The organism is Bacteroidota bacterium (assembly GCA_018816945.1).
Classification (GTDB): domain Bacteria; phylum Bacteroidota; class Bacteroidia; order Bacteroidales.
The window spans coordinates 34,525-51,373 of record JAHIVC010000101.1 but is presented as its reverse complement, the minus strand read 5'-3'; the positions used below and the strand labels follow the sequence as shown (position 1 = coordinate 51,373).

The 16,849-nt window shown below is 37.0% G+C and carries 16 protein-coding genes; 4 read left to right on the top strand and 12 right to left on the bottom strand.

What is annotated here, in order from left to right:
• Window positions 1–402 precede the first annotated feature (402 nt).
• Window positions 403–783: an HU family DNA-binding protein gene (locus tag KKG99_16630; GenBank protein ID MBU1014621.1), complete on the top strand. Its 381-nt coding sequence runs from the start codon at window positions 403–405 to the stop codon at window positions 781–783.
• A 120-nt stretch (window positions 784–903) separates the two neighbouring features.
• On the opposite strand, the gene KKG99_16625 is transcribed toward KKG99_16630, so the two are convergent.
• Genes KKG99_16625 through KKG99_16600 form a run of 6 tightly spaced genes read right to left on the bottom strand, consistent with a single transcriptional unit; the run spans window position 904 to window position 5,209 of the window.
• On the bottom strand, window positions 904–1,797 hold the full coding sequence (locus KKG99_16625) for a DMT family transporter (protein ID MBU1014620.1): 894 nt from the start codon (window positions 1,795–1,797) through the stop codon (window positions 904–906).
• A gap of 5 nt (window positions 1,798–1,802) precedes the next feature.
• Entirely contained in the window at window positions 1,803–2,456 is a 654-nt protein-coding gene (locus tag KKG99_16620; protein MBU1014619.1) for an NAD(P)H-binding protein, read from the bottom strand.
• Window positions 2,457–2,458: 2 nt separating this feature from the next.
• Window positions 2,459–2,827, bottom strand: coding sequence for a DUF3127 domain-containing protein (locus KKG99_16615; protein MBU1014618.1), 369 nt, complete (start codon window positions 2,825–2,827; stop codon window positions 2,459–2,461).
• Between the two features lie 34 nt (window positions 2,828–2,861).
• Window positions 2,862–3,335: a nucleoside deaminase gene (locus tag KKG99_16610; GenBank protein MBU1014617.1), complete on the bottom strand. Its 474-nt coding sequence runs from the start codon at window positions 3,333–3,335 to the stop codon at window positions 2,862–2,864.
• Between the two features lie 6 nt (window positions 3,336–3,341).
• Window positions 3,342–4,016, bottom strand: a complete 675-nt coding sequence (gene aat, locus KKG99_16605) for a leucyl/phenylalanyl-tRNA--protein transferase (GenBank protein MBU1014616.1) — start codon at window positions 4,014–4,016, stop codon at window positions 3,342–3,344.
• Window positions 4,013–5,209 carry an aspartate aminotransferase family protein gene (locus KKG99_16600; protein ID MBU1014615.1) on the bottom strand — a complete coding sequence of 399 codons (1,197 nt, stop codon included), beginning with the start codon at window positions 5,207–5,209 and terminating at the stop codon, window positions 4,013–4,015. Before KKG99_16600 ends, aat begins: the two co-directional genes overlap by 4 nt.
• 158 nt (window positions 5,210–5,367) lie before the next feature.
• On the opposite strand from KKG99_16600, the gene KKG99_16595 reads away from it, so the two are divergent.
• Together KKG99_16595 and KKG99_16590 are read left to right on the top strand one after the other, a co-directional pair.
• Entirely contained in the window at window positions 5,368–6,174 is an 807-nt protein-coding gene (locus KKG99_16595) for an SDR family oxidoreductase (GenBank protein ID MBU1014614.1), read from the top strand.
• Between the two features lie 21 nt (window positions 6,175–6,195).
• Window positions 6,196–6,660 carry a hypothetical protein gene (locus KKG99_16590; protein ID MBU1014613.1) on the top strand — a complete coding sequence of 155 codons (465 nt, stop codon included), beginning with the start codon at window positions 6,196–6,198 and terminating at the stop codon, window positions 6,658–6,660.
• Between the two features lie 199 nt (window positions 6,661–6,859).
• Here KKG99_16590 and xerD read toward each other — a convergent pair whose 3' ends face one another.
• The 6 genes from xerD to KKG99_16560 form a co-directional block, all read right to left on the bottom strand.
• Window positions 6,860–7,783: a site-specific tyrosine recombinase XerD gene (xerD, locus tag KKG99_16585; GenBank protein MBU1014612.1), complete on the bottom strand. Its 924-nt coding sequence runs from the start codon at window positions 7,781–7,783 to the stop codon at window positions 6,860–6,862.
• Between the two features lie 43 nt (window positions 7,784–7,826).
• Entirely contained in the window at window positions 7,827–8,663 is an 837-nt protein-coding gene (locus tag KKG99_16580; protein ID MBU1014611.1) for a prephenate dehydrogenase/arogenate dehydrogenase family protein, read from the bottom strand.
• 23 nt (window positions 8,664–8,686) lie between these two features.
• The gene (locus KKG99_16575) at window positions 8,687–9,778 is read right to left on the bottom strand and encodes a bifunctional 3-deoxy-7-phosphoheptulonate synthase/chorismate mutase type II (GenBank protein ID MBU1014610.1); all 1,092 of its coding nucleotides are present in this window, start codon (window positions 9,776–9,778) and stop codon (window positions 8,687–8,689) included.
• Between the two features lie 6 nt (window positions 9,779–9,784).
• Window positions 9,785–10,942 carry an aminotransferase class I/II-fold pyridoxal phosphate-dependent enzyme gene (locus KKG99_16570; protein ID MBU1014609.1) on the bottom strand — a complete coding sequence of 386 codons (1,158 nt, stop codon included), beginning with the start codon at window positions 10,940–10,942 and terminating at the stop codon, window positions 9,785–9,787.
• Window positions 10,943–10,948: 6 nt separating this feature from the next.
• Window positions 10,949–11,824 carry a prephenate dehydratase gene (locus KKG99_16565; protein ID MBU1014608.1) on the bottom strand — a complete coding sequence of 292 codons (876 nt, stop codon included), beginning with the start codon at window positions 11,822–11,824 and terminating at the stop codon, window positions 10,949–10,951.
• Between the two features lie 387 nt (window positions 11,825–12,211).
• Window positions 12,212–13,681, bottom strand: a complete 1,470-nt coding sequence (locus KKG99_16560) for a bifunctional metallophosphatase/5'-nucleotidase (GenBank protein MBU1014607.1) — start codon at window positions 13,679–13,681, stop codon at window positions 12,212–12,214.
• 500 nt (window positions 13,682–14,181) lie between these two features.
• Between KKG99_16560 and KKG99_16555 the strand changes: the two genes are divergently transcribed.
• Window positions 14,182–16,845, top strand: a complete 2,664-nt coding sequence (locus tag KKG99_16555) for a TonB-dependent receptor (protein ID MBU1014606.1) — start codon at window positions 14,182–14,184, stop codon at window positions 16,843–16,845.
• The last annotated feature ends 4 nt before the right edge of the window (window positions 16,846–16,849 follow it).

Genomic DNA, 16,849 nt, shown 5'->3' with positions numbered 1-16,849 from the left:
AAGAATTTTCAAGTTTCGCACTTCGACTTCGCTCAGTGTAAAGGTTTCGCACTTCGTCTTCGCTCAATGTAAAGGTTTTATGTTTTTATCATTTCTTAGGTTTAAATTGGAAATTACTCAAAAGGTTTTCCCACTTTACTCAAAAGGTTTTTGTTGATTACTCAAAAGGTTTTTGTCGGTTACTCAAAAGGTTTTATTATCTGCTTCTTTTTAATACCATTTTTCCAATAGTACAAAAAAATTTGTGATAATCTATAAGCGGTGGTATGCCGCTCAACAGTCCTGATATTTAGAATGATAGGTAATCATCAGATAATATTTTTTGCAATGGAGGTGCGACAAATAAATAATATTTGGTATTAACTATAAAAATCAACCTAATATTCATTAAAAACTTTTATTATGTCAATTAAAATTAAAGCAATCACACGCATCAATCCGCGTGATCCGGCAACAGCCAAAAGGTTTTATGCCGTAGCCGTTAACCAGGGTGATATAACCCTTGACAGTTTGTCAAAGCAAATCTCTATGATGTCGACTGTTAGCAAAACAGATGTTTACGCGGTACTGATCGCCCTCACCGAAGTAATTCCTCAGGCTTTGGAAGAAGGAAAAATAGTCAGGCTGGGTAATCTGGGAAGTTTTAGTGTAAATGTAAACAGCGATTCGATGGCAACTGCCGAAGAAGTCAGTTCTCACAATGTAAAACAACTTAAGCTTCATTATCGTCCAAGTGCAGGGTTAAAATCACTGGTTGAAGCTTTCCATGTGGAGAAAGTTTAAACAGAACAAAAAGCATCTAAAAAGCGAAAGCCCATTTTTTGATGGGCTTTTTTTATTCTCCTTCGCGTCCGCTTCGGTTTATCAAAATATTGTTAAATATGTTTAATTGGGATATCTAAGCTAGGCTAATGCTTTCCGCTTCTGCCTGCTCACAAAATAAACCCCTGAAAAAATAAGCAAAGCAGAAATGATTTCAATAAGGGTGAGTTTTTCGTGCATGATAAATACGGATACTACTGATGCGATAAAGGGTTGGGTGTAAATATAGGAGCTGGTAACAATCGGGCTCACATGCCTTAACGAAGAACTAACCAGCAAGTAAGCCAAAATAGTTACCGCAAACAAGATATAGAACATGGAGGCCCAAACCCTAAAGTCAAATAACTGATAATTAACTTCCAGAGCCGGTTTAATGCAGAAAGGCAATGCAAATATGATCCCAAAATTAAAAACCCATCTGATAACGGTCATGGTTTTGTACTTGACCAGCAAAGGTTTGGCAATCACCAGATAAAACGCAAAGGAAACAGCATTCAGGAATAAAAATAAATTGCCAACAAATAAATCGGAGCTTAACGAGAAATTACCTCCCATTAAAATAATGGCGGTTGCTCCGCTTGTTCCCATAATAATACCAACTATTTTCAGTAAGTTAGGTCTTTCTTTAATAAGAAAAAAAGCAAAGATTGTGGTAATGATGGGTGTGCTTGTCATTAAGATGGATGCATTGATAGGGGTGGAGAGGTTTAGCCCTTCGAAGAACATGATTTGATTAATGGCAACCCCAAAAAGGGCACAAACAGCCAGTCGGAGTAAATCTTTTTTATCAACTTTTTCTTTACCCCAAAATAAATTGTACACATTAAAAAAAATAAAAGCAATCAGCACCCGCCAAAAGATAACTCCTTTTGGGGAAATGTAATCGGGCATGATGCCTTTGGCAACCACATAATTCAACCCATAAATCAGGTTACCGCCAATCAGTGCAAGGTGTGCCTTTACTTTGTTGTTCAATATTTTTATTTGTTAATCAAATCAGACTCAATGATGAAGGTTCCTGTATTGCCCTCAAGGATCATGTTCATCATCTTTTTTGCTACTGCTTTTGCTTCAATTCCCCGATACTTCCTTAGTTTTCCGATGAGTAAGGGACTAAATAACTGGATGGCAATTTTAGCAATTCGCTCACCAAATCTTTTTTCGGTTCGATCCCCTAATAAAAAGGAAGGCCGAAGAATTACCAGCGTATTAAATTTTAGTTGCCTGACCACTTCTTCCATTTCTCCCTTGGTTCTCAAATAAAAATTACCAGAATTTTTATCCGTTCCGATGGAGGAGACAAGCGCGAAATTCCCAATGCCATTCGTTGCAGTCATCGCAGCAATTCTTGTTACATAACCAAAATCAATGGCTCGGAATGCTTCTTTGGTTTTGGCTTTTTTGATGGTGGTGCCCAGGCAGCAATAAACGTCGTGTCCGGCAAATAATTCCTGTTGTGACTCCAATTGATCGAAATCGAGGATGAGTTGCTTAAGTTTAGGATGTTGGATCGCTAAGTTCCTTCTTCCTGCTGAAATTACCGTATGATAGGTAGAATCGTAGATTAAAAGCTTCAGTAATTCGGTCCCAACCAAACCGCTTCCTCCAAAAACCAATGCTGATCTGTTATTCATATTTAAAAGGGTAAATCGTCATCCATTTCGGGTGGAATATCTGCCATGGATGGCGGAGGTGCCGACTGACCATTTTCGCCTAATACTTTATCAATTTTCCAGGCTTCAAGGTTTAAGAAATAGCTCACTTTTCCATCTTTTTCCCATTTCCTGCCCTTAATGTTAAAACTAACATTCAGTTCGTCGTTTAATTTGCAGCTATCCAATAACTCGCAACGATCCTGATTAAGCTGGAATTTGATGTATTCAATAAATTCCCTTCCAGAAGCAGATTCTTTCTTTTCCAGAACGAATTCACGCTTTCTGAAAGTTGAGGTAACTTGTTGGGTTTCTAATTTTTCAATTAATTTTCCTGATAATTCAAAACTCATAATAAGTATAATATTTATATTCAATAAAAAATAATCAATAATCGATTTTAATGTTTTGTGCGTTCCATTCAGTAAATACTGTTTTTGATTCAACTTTCATCATCTGAACCATTGGAATTTTTCGCTGATCAATGGGCAAAGATACTTCTTTATAAATAAAAGAATCATCAAAATTTGCTTGTTCTGCATCCTCTCTTGTTGCAGCAAAATAGATCTTTTTCGGCCTCGCCCAATAAATTGCTCCCAGGCACATGGGGCAGGGTTCGCAACTGGTATAGATTTCACAATCGTCCAATTGAAAACTGTTCAGGTTCTTGCAGGCATTTCTGATGGCCACAATCTCAGCATGTGCCGTGGGGTCGTTATTCGAAATCACCTCATTGCATCCTTCTCCGATAATTTTATGATCTTTCACAATTACCGCTCCAAATGGCCCGCCTTTTAAATTGGTAATGTTGGATCGGGCAAGCTCAATGGCCCTTTGCATAAATTTGTTTTCCATACTCATTTTATTTCACCATTTGCATTGAAAATTTGTATTGTCGATAGATGATTTCAGTATTGCCCTGTATGCTTCCAAAGGGATCAATTCTCCACCCAAACTCTTGATTAACGGGGTCTCCATCTGTGCGTCAATTAGATTGTAATTTAACGAATTTAGTTTTTGTATTAAATAATAGAAGGCAACTTTTGAAGCATTGTTTACCAGATGAAACATGGACTCTCCATAAAATATTTTCCCGATCGCAACTCCATACAATCCGCCAACCAATTCTTGATCTAAATATACTTCAACAGAATGTGCAAATCCATAATCAAAGAGGTTTACGTAAGCATTTTTCATTTCATCGTTAATCCAGGTTCCATGCTGATCTTTACGGGGAACCAGGCTGCATTGATCCAGCACTTTTTTAAAATTATGATCCATCCTGATTTCAAAAATTTCTTTATTGATAAGCTGACGTAAGCTTTTTGAGACCTTAAATTTATTTGGAAAAAGAACCATACGCGGATTTAATGCCCACCAAAGGATGGGTGAATGATCGTCGTACCATGGAAATATACCATGCTGATAAGCCAAAAGCAAGCGTTCCAGACTTAAATCGCCACCTACCGCCAGCAATCCATCCTCATTTGCCAAGCCCGGATCAGGGAAAATTAGCTCATTTGTGAGTGCAAATATGGTCATCTTTGATTAGCATCAATGATACACTGAGCCACATTTGCCGATATTTCTTCAATCTGGTCCTCAGTTATTGTCAGGGGTGGGGCAATCCGAAAGGCATTTTGATTAAATAGAAAACGATCGACAATGAGTCCCTTATCCAGTAATTGATTAATGATTATATTGTTCAAATCCTGGGTTTCCACTTCAATCGCCAACATTAAACCCATTCCTCTGATGTGATTTATCCCGGGAAGTCCGGTAAGGTTCTTTTTGAATAATTCGCCTTTTGCATTGGCACTCTCAGCAAGCTTTTCTTCAATAATTACTTTTAAGCTTGCCAGCCCTGCTGCGGCACAAACCGGATGACCGCCAAAAGTTGTGATATGCCCCAATTCAGGTTTGTTGGTGAGGGTATTCATCATTTCCCGGGAGGCAATAAATGCACCAATGGGCATGCCTCCGCCCATGCCTTTAGCCAGGCATATTATATCAGGAATTACATCAAAATTCTCGAATGAAAACAATTTCCCCGTTCGGCCGAAAGCCATCTGAACTTCATCAAATATTAACAGTGCACCGGTTTCGATGCAACGATCCTTGAGCTTTTTTAAATAATTATTTTCGGGTAAAATAATTCCTGCTTCGGCCTGTATTGGCTCAACAAGCACACACGCCGTTTGGTTGCTGATCCTTTCTAAATCATCTTCGTTATTGAAATTTAGAAAATGTACATCGGGTAACAACGGACGGTAGGCATTTTTTAATTCTTCATTTCCCAAAACACTTAATGCGCCATGCGTACTGCCATGATAGGCATTTTTGAAGGAGAAAATCCGGCTTCTGTTCGTAACACGCTTTGCAAGTTTTAATGCACCCTCAATGGCTTCGCTCCCTGAGTTTACCAGATAAACAGAATTTAAACTGACAGGTAAATTATCGGTAAGAAGCTTTGCTAATTGCACTTGTGGACTTTGGATATATTCCCCATAAACCATCAAATGTAAATATTGATCCAATTGATCTTTAATGGCTTCAATGACTTTTGGATGCCTGTGCCCTATATTATTTACTGCTACTCCGGAAACCAGATCAACATATCTTTTGCCTTTATCATCGAACATATAAATGCCTTCAGCACGCACAATTTCCAGAGCCATTGGCGTGGCAGCCGGGCAAGCAAGATTTAATGTAAATAATTGTCGGTTCGTGAGCATGTCCTTTATTTTATACAAAAATAGATTAAAGATTTGATTGATGCTTTTTTCAATGATTAAATGATGTAGATAAAAATTATATTTAATAAATAAAATACACAAACCGACCTTTATTAAATAAAAATATTTATACTTGCAGGCATACATTAGTAAAATAGATGATTAAAAAAGTAATAGTTATAACCGGCGCTTCTTCAGGGATTGGGAAAGCATTGACAAAAAGATTTGCCGAACCCGGGACCGCTTTGGTAGTGGGGGCACGCGGCATCGATAAACTTGATGAACTTGTTCAGGAATTGAGTGGAAATTTCAAAGACATTCTTCCTGTGATGACAGATGTGAGTAAAGAGGAAGATTGCAAGAATTTGATTCAAAAGGCTGTTGATAAATATGGTCGAATAGATGTATTAATAAATAATGCAGGTATTTCGATGCGTGCTCTGTTTGAAGATTTGGATTTAAACGTAATCAGGAAATTAATGGATGTGAATTTTTGGGGAACCGTTTATTGTTCGAAATATGCATTGCCTTATCTTTTAGCCTCAAAAGGGTCTTTGGTCGGGGTTTCATCCATTGCAGGATATAAAGGATTACCCGGACGTACCGGTTATTCCGCTTCTAAATTTGCAATTCATGGTTTTTTGGAAACGGTGAGAATTGAGAATTTAAAAAAAGGCTTACATGTTTTAATTGCATGTCCGGGTTTTACCGCATCAAATATCAGGACAACCGCTCTGGGAAGTGACGGATCGCAGCAAGGAGAGTCTCCGCGGGATGAAGCAGAAATGATGTCGGCTGAAGAAGTTGCAAATAGAATTTATAAAGCGATCATGAAACGAAAAAATTCATTAGTTTTAACCTTTCAAGGGAAAATGACTGTGCTGATAAATAAGTTCTTTCCAAAATATTTGGATAAAATGGTTTATAATCACATGGCAAAAGAACCTAATTCACCATTTAAATAGATAAAATAAATTAATCATAACATGAGTAAATTAACACTTAATATTAAACCCAAAGTCGGATTCGGGGAAATTAATTTTGGATTCACCATTGAGCAGGTGGTTGCAACCATTGGCGATGCTGAAGATATTGAAAATATTCAGGAAGATGAAGATTTCAATACCGTAATAATGAATTATTGGAATCTGGGATTGTCTGTTTTTATTGAAGGTAGGGGGGCTGAGAAATCAATCGTTTCTTGTTTTGAAACCGATAATGCCAATACCTTATTATTTGGTGAATTGGTTTTTAAAATGAACGAAAAGCAAATTACCGATTTGATGAAAGCCAATGGTTTTTCCGATATTGAAACCGATATTGAAGAAAATGGAGAATACAGGCTTTCTTTTGAGGACGGCATGATTGATTTTTTCTTTGAAGATAAAGAATTAATTGCTGTGAATTGGGGTGTTCTTGTTGATGAACACGGCGAGATTGAAGAGTTTTAATTAGTGAGACTATGATTTTGATTCTCAAAATCATTTAGCCGAACTCCAACCAAACGTTATACCCGCCGAATGAGGGCAGGCTGGGATCTCGAGCGATAGTCGAGGGATATCATGCGGTTTAACTTACCTGACAACAGTCAGGTTTCCCGCAACTCTGCTACGGTATTTGTTTCTCCCGAATTCTCGGGGCTTTGGGGTTTCATACCCGTGATTTTCTATTCTTTTTTGATCGTGGATGAAATTCCTCAATGGTTTTCTTTAAATAATTTCGATCAAGGTGAGTGTAAATTTCGGTGGTAGTGATTGATTCATGACCTAACATTTCCTGTACGGCCCTTAAATCAGCACCCTTATCCACTAAATGTGAGGCAAATGAATGCCTTAACGTATGTGGACTTACTTTTTTTCTCAAGCCAATCAGTTCCATTTGTTTTTTGATGATTAAAAAAATCATGACTCGCGAAAGTTTGTGACCCCGGTTGTTTAAAAAAACGATGTCTTCTTCACCCGACTGTATTGTTTGATGATTTCTGTAATTATCGATATAAAGCTGGATATTTTTCATTGCCACCGAGCCGATAGGTGTTAGTCGCTCTTTATTTCCTTTACCAACAACATTTATATAACCTTGTTTAAAATGTAAATTGGATAATTTTAATTCAATTAACTCCGTTACACGAAGGCCACAGCCGTATAAGGTTTCAAGAATTGCCTTATTTCGCTGACCGTTTTCAGTACTCAAATCAATGCTGTCGATGAGCATGTTCACTTCATCTAAATTGAGGGTATCGGGCAATTTACGTCCAATTCGTGGCGACTCTAAAAGTTCTGTCGGGTTCTGACTGATGATTTCTTCCATCAGCATGTATTTGTAAAATGCCTTGATCCCTGAAATGATGCGTGTTTGAGTGCTGGAACTTACCCCCAATTTGTTTATCCAGATAATAAACCCTTTTAAGTCCTCATGCTTTACCTTGTCGGGAGAGATATCAATATCCGATTGATCAAAATACGAAGCTAACTTTTCAACATCAGTTGTATAAGCGGCTATAGAATTTTTCGACAATGACTTTTCGAAAGATAAAAATGACCTAAATCCTTTTATATGCAAGTCCCAATTCATGAACAAATATAAAATTTAAAGCTGAAATGGATTTGTTAAATTTTTAAATGATGCCGTGTTCCATATTATTTAAGGTTTCAATGAATTCTTCCGGCCTTATGGCCGGGGAGTTCAAATTCTTTTTTATATCATGGAGATATTGATGAAGTTTTTCAGTATCCTTATTTTTTATGATTTCAAGTAAATGAATTAATTGATCTTTGATCCGTTCCAATTGAAATGCACTGTGGGGCCCGAATAAAATCTCTGAAATCAGGAAAACATCTTCCGAAAGTAAGCCTTCGGCAATTTTTAGATGATTTTTGAAAGTCGTTCCGGGTGCATCTTGTTTCCGCATGCAAGCAGCAAAAACTAGGGTTGACGAAAAAGGGATTGCCAATGAATAAGCGATCGTTTGATCGTGACCAACAAAAGAATATTCATGAATGCTTAAATTTAATGATTCATAAAATGAATGAAAGAAATTTTTTCCAATTTCATCTGATTCTTTGATGATAATGGCATGTTGATTTTTTAAATCCCTTAAACTTGCAAAAGTAGGCCCGAACATCGGATGTGTTGATACAAATCGGAATCCGCTTTCCAGGTAGTAATTTCTAAGGCCATTTTTTACGGATGCAATATCTGCAAGAATACATTGCTGAGACAAATAGGGAGTTAGTTCATCAAAGGCCTGTATAGTATTTTTTAAGTCGACAGCATTAATCAATAATTCGGGATCGAACTCCTGAATCTGCTGTAAGTTTATTAATCTTTCCGTATTAAATACGTACTTGAGCTTTTCCATATTCCGATCAAAAATTGCTACTTCATGTTGCAAACAAAGTGCGTCGGAGAGCCAAATGCCCATTTTTCCTGCGCCTACAATTAATATTTTCATTGATATGTTTTTTAAAAAGTTTTTTAGATTTTATTTTTGTTCATGATCATTTTTTGATGCAAGATGGATTCTTCGTGTATGGACTTAAATATCTGGTCGCTAAATTCTCGGCTTAATCCATTGATGATGGCCTGTCTGGCTCTTTTCTCCATGATTTCCGTATATCTGCCGGGTTGAAAAATTGTTACATCATTATCCCTTTTGTATCGTCCGATGTTTTCAGCCACCTGCATTCGTTTACCCAACATATCAAGAATGCTGATATCCAGTTGATCAATTTCGTGTCGTAAATCTTCCAGATCGTAATTGACTTTTGGATTGTTATTCGTATTTCTGACTACCAACTGATCAAAAAAAGCTTTTAACCCTTCAGGAGTTAATTGTTGGTTGGCATCGCTCCATGCATTGTCCGGATCGATATGTGTTTCGATCATGAGTCCATCAAAATTTAAATCCATGGCTTGCTGAGAAACTTCTAAAATTAAATCCCGCTTTCCGGAAATATGGCTTGGATCAGCGATAAGTTGAATCTCCGGAATGGTTCTTTTTAAGTCGATCGGAATTTGCCAGTTTGGCTCGTTCCTGTATTTTGCTTTGTTATAAGATGAAAACCCACGATGAATAGCTGCCACTTTTTTAACTCCCACCTGATTTATTCGTTCAATAGCTCCGATCCATAAATCCAAATCAGGATTCACGGGGTTTTTAATTAAGATAGGAATGTCAACTCCACGCATAGCTTCAGCAATTTCATGAACAGCAAAAGGATTGGCGGTTGTCCGGGCACCAATCCACAGCATATCCATTCCGTATTTTAATGCTTCATAAACATGAACAGCGGTGGCAACCTCGGTGCCAATGAGCATCCCTGTTTCTTCCTTCACCTTTTTCATCCAGGGAAGGCCTTTTGTACCAACACCCTCAAAAGAGCCCGGGCGTGTTCTGGGTTTCCAAATACCGGCCCTGAAAACTTTTATCCCCATCGCTGCCAATGCCCCGGCTGTAGCAAGGGTTTGCTCTTCGGTTTCGGCACTGCATGGCCCGGCTATATATAGCGGCCTTTTTAATTCCTGATTATTGACTTTTAATGTTTCAATTTCGATAGACGGATTCATAATAATTTAGATGTTTAATAAAATTCTTGATTTGGCTAGTAGTAATTTTTCGCGAGAGTTGCTTAATGAAATTCTGATATATCGTTCGCCCTGAACCCCGAAAATAAATCCGGGTGTAATGAATACTTTTGCTTTGTTCAGGATGTGTTCGGCATATGATTCGGAACTATATACAGAGTTAGGGATTTCTGCCCAGATAAACATTCCCACCTGATTTATTTGATAATTACATTTTAATATATCGAGTATCTCAAAGCCGATTTTTTGTCTTTCCGCATACTCGTGATTCAAATTCTGATACCAGAAATCAGGATTGTTCAGGGCTTTTGCAGCCGCTTTTTGTAAAGGTTTAAAAATGCCCGAATCCATATTGCTTTTTACTTTAAGGATGTATTGAATAAACTGGGTGTTTGAAGCAAGCATTCCAATTCGCCATCCTGCCATATTGTGCGATTTGCTCAGAGAATTTAACTCAATCGCAATTTCTTTTGCACCCGGTATTGATAAAATACTCAAAGGCTTCTCGTTCAATATGAAACTGTAAGGATTATCGTTACAGATCACAATGTTGTTTGAACGTGCAAAGTCCAACAATTTTTTAAAGCCTTCTTTGTTGATTTGAGCACCTGTAGGCATATTCGGATAGTTTACCCACATCAGTTTAACTCCGGATAAATCCAGTTTGCTTAATTTCCCCAAATTGGGTAACCAGTTGAGTTCTTTCTCCAGTTTGTAAATTAATGGAGTTGCACCTATCAGTTCACTAACGGCCTTGTAAGTGGGGTATCCCGGATCTGGAATTAAAACTTTATCGCCCGGGTTTAAAAAAGCCATGGATATATGTAAGATCCCTTCTTTCGAACCAATAAGGGGTAAAATTTCAGTTTCAGGATTTAAATCAACCTTAAATTTTGATTTGTACCAACTTGAGAAAGCGTTCCTTAGTTCGTCAATTCCCTTGTAAGGCTGGTAACCGTGCGAGTCTGTTTTTGAAATTTCAACCTGTAAAGTTTCGATAGTTGAATCGGACGGCAACAGATCAGGATTGCCAATCCCTAAATTGATGATATCTTCGCCTGAAGCATTTCTCCTGGCAATTTCCCTTAATTTGTGTGAGAAATAGTATTCATTGATACTGTTAACTCTTTTAGCCGGTATAATCATTTTATATTAGTGAAGTGTACTTATTTGTTGATGCTCAACCGGAGTTATTGCTGCCGGGTATTCACCCAATATTCTAAGGTCTTCCACATATTTCCCAATGCTTTGGACCGCTCGTTGGTATTGATCATTTTTATCAAATATCATGTCGATATAAAACAAATAGGTCCATTCTTGTCCAACTAACGGAAGAGATTGGATTTTTGTAAGACTAATATCGAATGCTGCTAAAACAGTAAGAAGTTGTGCTAAACTTCCTGATCGGTGCGATAATGTTACAACCCATGATGCCTTATTAATTTCACCTTTAATTTTAAATTGTTTTTCAGTTTCGTCGATGGGGCTCACGATTAAAAATCGGGTAAAATTGCGCTTATTGGTTTCAATCCCTCTTGCAAGCAGTTTTAAGCCAAAACTCTTTGCAGCTATTTCATTCGAAATTGCACCTCTTCCCAGTATTTGGTTCTGACTAATTTCATAGGCACTGTAAGCAGTATCATCGCTATTGATTAGTTTAATATGTGGATATCTCTTAAAGAACTCGCCGCATTGTTGCAGGGCCATTGGGTGTGAATGGACTTCAGTAATATCTTCAATCTTCTGACCTTCTAAAGCGAGCAGACTATGTTTTACCCTTAGTTTGTGTTCGGCACGAATTAAGAGATTCGACTCGCGAAGCAGGGTGTAATTACCCAGTATGCTTCCCACCAATGTGTTTTCTATTGCTACAATTCCAAAATCGGCTTTTGAAGAGTGAATGGCATCAAACAAACCTTCGAAGGTCATACAGGGCACAATTTCAATTTCTTCATTTATAAAATATTGATGGGCCACAATCTCATGAAATGAATTATAATACCCTTGAATTCCTACTTTCTTCATAATTTTTCAAAAAAAAATCCGCCTTTAGAGCGGATTGGTTAATAAATAGATTTTTATTATACGAACACCGCTCCAATCCTGTGTGGATAAAAGAAGAAATAAAAATAAAAACCAAAATGTGTGTTGAAATTTCTCATATTGCTTTATGTCAAAAAAAAAGTCCCATCGTATTGATGGGACCTTAAGTTTATATTATTATATACAAATTCCCATCTATCCTTTTAGATAAAAGTAAAAATAGAAATAGGTATAAAATGTGTTTTTCATGCTTTTGTATTGTGGCGACAAATGTAAGACGTTTTATATCGGAAATCCAATTTTTTTAATAAAAAAATTAAGGTTAAATCTCCAACGATCTAATATCATGATAAAGAACAGATTGAAACAATTCTAACGTCTTGGTATAGGATCCAAATAATTATTTATCGGATTTTGTGCATTGGAATTTTTTGAGATGATCCAATCCACTGTTGGTTGCATATATAAAATTGAGGTATTATAAGGATCAGAATCATATTGAGCAAATTTTGAAGGACCATTATTATATGGCAGTGAATAGAGATAATCAGTTGTTAAAACTGAATAAATCGTATTTGCCTCAATCGGACTTCCATCAGCAAGCCTGTATCCTCCAACTGTTGTCATCCCACCAATTACCAAATTGCCAATGCAGTCGATAACTTGAGTACCTGTCAGCTCTAATTCAATAAGCGTATTGGTAAAAGGCAAAAGCCCTACAATGGTTTCTAATTTTATATCTCCCGGCATGATGTCTTGCCTGATTCCCCCTGAATTTGTCATCGAGATATCTGCTTTTGGGTAGGCATAAAGCCATGAATCAGCAACCATATTCATCATTTCAGGAGAGGATTTGTAAATTTTTTGTGAACAATAGCCAATTACCATTGCCAGATCTTCTTCGGTTTTTAGTTGCCATTTATCAACAATGGTTTGCACTTCATTAACACTTCTAACAACCGAAGGATTGTTTACGATTTCATTTGAAAGTACTTTTGAAATTTTTCTTGATTTGTCATATTCAATCACAACCTTACAATAATTTTTCAGGCCCGATCCTGATTGAATGAGTGTGACCCCATCTAACGATTTGGATACTTTTTGATGGGTATGGCCTCCTGTAATTAATATAACGCCAAGTGATTTTGCTAATGGAGCTAACTGGGTCATTTCATCTTCGCCAATATGACCAACAACGATAATTACTTCGGCGCCTTGTAATTTGGCAGCCGGGACATATTCATTTAAAGCATCTTCATAAGCAGTAAATTCATAGTCTGCCACAAATGCAGGAAAGGTTGTATAAGGTGTACTCCTGGATGCAAGGCCGATAAAAGCAACTTTTACACCATCGGCATTTTCAATGACATAGGGCAGTGCGAAAGAGGGGATTTCTCCGGTACTTTTAGTACGGATGTTTGCAGCGATCAAATGGAATTCAAGTAATTGTTTGTTTTTAAGCAATCCTTCAATCGTAAAATCAAACTCATGATTTCCAATAGTTGCAACATCATATTCCATTTTATTCATCACTTCAATCATCGATTCTCCCTGAAACCAGGTTGAAATTGCCGGACCTGTCCACATATCGCCACCACTAACAACCAGAAATGAATCGGCACTATTATATCCTTCTCTGGTTTTCCATAACTCAAACATTCCGGCAGCACCACCAAAGGTATTATCAGCTTCCATCCAACCATGTTCATCGTTGGTGTATAAAATAACAAGGCTCGCTTTTTGATCGACTGTAGGGTCGGTGGTTGGCTCTCCTGCCTTTTTTGAACAGGAAATTTGAAAGATGATGAGCAAAAGAATAAATAGTTGGGAAATTCTTTTCATTAGTTTAAATATTAAGATCATTAAATTGTTCTTCAAAATTAAAGTTAAATCGCCTGTTTTCAAAGTAAAATAGCCGGCCAGATGCTGATTCAATTTGGCCTAATTTTTAAGTTATTTTATTAGTCTCTTGAAAAAAAAGAATAGAGAAAACTAAATTAACTAAGCTTCATAAAATTAAAAATAATTGAGTTTTTCTCTGCGATTATTTTTTACGAAATCATACATTTCTGACAAATATAGTGCAGATATGATCATTTTATTCCCTTTTTTTTAACACTTTATCAGAAACCAAGGTTACAGGAATGTAATTTTGATGTAAACATGTTGTGGTTTTAAATGCAAAATTCCTTATTATCAGTTTGTTCTATTAATGAGTTTACGATAGAATTTTTTATTAACATTTATTAACATGTAATAATTGAGCAATTTTATTTTTTTACCTTGTCTACCGTAAAAGAAACAATGAATTAATTAAACTAAAATTTATGCTAAACCGATTTATTATGAAAAAAATGCTACAAAGTATTGCCGTGGCAGTTATGCTCATGCTTTTTAGTAGTAGTCTTTTTGCTCAAGGCTATGTTAAAGGTATTATAACTGACGGATCAACAAAGGAAACCCTTGTTGGGGCAACTGTTGTGTTAAAAGGAACAACAACAGGAATTACGACTGACCTTAATGGCAGATTTACATTACAACTTCCGGCCGGACAACATATATTGCTTGTTCAATTTGTCGGTTTTGTTAATCAGGAAATTTCTGCTACTGTTAACAATGGACAAACTATAGACTTAGGAACCATCGCTATGGTTGGTGATCAAGTTGGTTTAGATGAAGTTACGGTATTTGCTTCTATTGGTATTTATCGAAAAACCCCTGTAGCTATGTCTTCTATTGGAGCAACTCAAATTGAAGAAAAAATAGGGACTCAGGAATTTCCTGAAGTACTGAAAGCAACTCCCGGTATTTATGCTACCAAACAAGGTGGCGGTTTTGGCGACTCTCGTGTAAACCTAAGAGGGTTTGAATCTGCCAACGTTGCTGTAATGATTAACGGAGTACCCGTTAATGATATGGAATGGGGTGGTGTGTATTGGTCCAATTGGGCTGGTTTAGGTGACGTTACTCGTACCTTCCAGGTACAACGCGGACTTGGAGCTTCAAAATTAGCGGCCCCATCATTAGGTGGTTCACTCAATATTGTAACCCGCTCAACCGATGCCAAAAAGGGTGGCTCAATATCTTATGGAGTAGGAAGTGATGGATACAACAAAATTGGATTCTCTGTTTCTACCGGATTAACCGAAAATAATTGGGCCATCACTTTATTAGGTGCTAAGACCTATGGAGATGGCTATATTCAAGGAACAGAATTTGAATCCTATTCATATTTTGTGAATATTTCAAAGAAAATAAATGACAAACATATGTTGTCGTTTACTGGATTTGGTGCACCACAATGGCACAATCAACGAAATAATAATGATAAATTGTTGATCTCAGAGTGGCAAAAGCAACCAATGAAGTATCTATATAATGCAAGCTATGGATTCGACATGAATGGTCAACGCAGAATGTCATCAAGAAACGTATATAACAAACCACAATTGTCGTTAAATCATTTCTGGACCATTAATGACAAATCAAGTCTTGCTACTGTAGTTTATGCTTCAATTGGGGATGGCTATGGTACCAGCGGTCAAGGTTTTTCATCTGCCGACCGTTCATTATGGTATGGTGCATCTTATGGTAAGCCAAATACAGCATTACGTGCAGAAGACGGGACCTTTGATTACGGAGCTGTTTATGCTATAAATATGGCAAGTGAATCTGGTTCTAAAATGGTATTGTCGAAAAGTGTGAACCAACACAAATGGTATGGTGCAATATCAACGTATACAACACAACTTACAGACAATATTGAACTTTTTGGGGGATTAGATTTTAGGTATTATAAAGGAGTACATACCAATGAGATTACTGACTTATACGGTGGTAAGTTTTTTATTGATGCAAGTTCATCACGACCTCTTTTAACCAGTACCAGTTGGAAAACAAATAAACTAGGAGTTGGGGATGTTGTTTACCGTGATTATGATGGTTTTGTTTTTAGCCAAGGAGTATTTATGCAAGCGGAGTATAACAAGAATAATCTTACATCATTTATTTCTTTATCCGGATCAAACACATCTCAATGGAGATACGATCGTTTCTATTATGATGCCAAAGATGCAAAATCTGAAAAAATCAACTTCATAGGATATAGTGCCAAGGGAGGAGCCAACTATAATTTGAGTGACAGACATAATGTATTTGCTAATGTTGGAGTGATTTCACGTGCTCCATTCTTCTCGGGAGGTGCATTCCTGCAATCAACTACCAGTAATATTACCAACCCTAATGCGGTTAACGAAAAAGCAATATCAGCAGAAGTGGGTTATGGCTACCGTTCTACACTAATTTCTGCCAATTTGAATATCTATCGTACTCAGTGGAAAGATAAAACAATGGTTCGTGCACTTAACGCTAACAGTCCGGAAAGTTTAGTTGCAAACATGGAAGGTGTGAACGCACTTCATCAGGGGATTGAACTTGATTTTGTTTCAAAACCAATATATGGATTGCAAGTTACCGGTATGATTTCGTTGGGAGACTATACCTGGCAAAATGATGCCTCAGGTTATCTTTATAACCGCAATGGACAACCAACAGATGCAAATGGTAATGTAGTTGCATTACAAGGACCGGATCATGCCAAGATTGATGTCAATATTGGAGGAATCAAGGTTGGTAATTCGGCACAAACAACAGCTGCAATTGGAGTTAGATATGAGTTAGTGAGAGGATTTAATTTAGGTTTAGATGCAAATTATTTTGGAAAAAACTATGCCTATTTTAGTATTTCAACAGTAAGTTCAAGTTTGAGTCCCACGAACTTTTCTCAACCTTGGCAGATTCCTGATGCTACAACATTTGATTTCAATGCAAGCTATCGTTTCAAAATAGGCGATTTGGATGCTACGGTTTATGGCAATATTCAAAACCTTTTTGATACCGAGTACATCACTGATGCTACTGATGGTGTCGATCACGACTGGAAAACTTCACCTGTATTCTATGGTTTCGGAAGAACCGGTTCAGTCTCTCTAAAAATTAAATTCTAAAAAC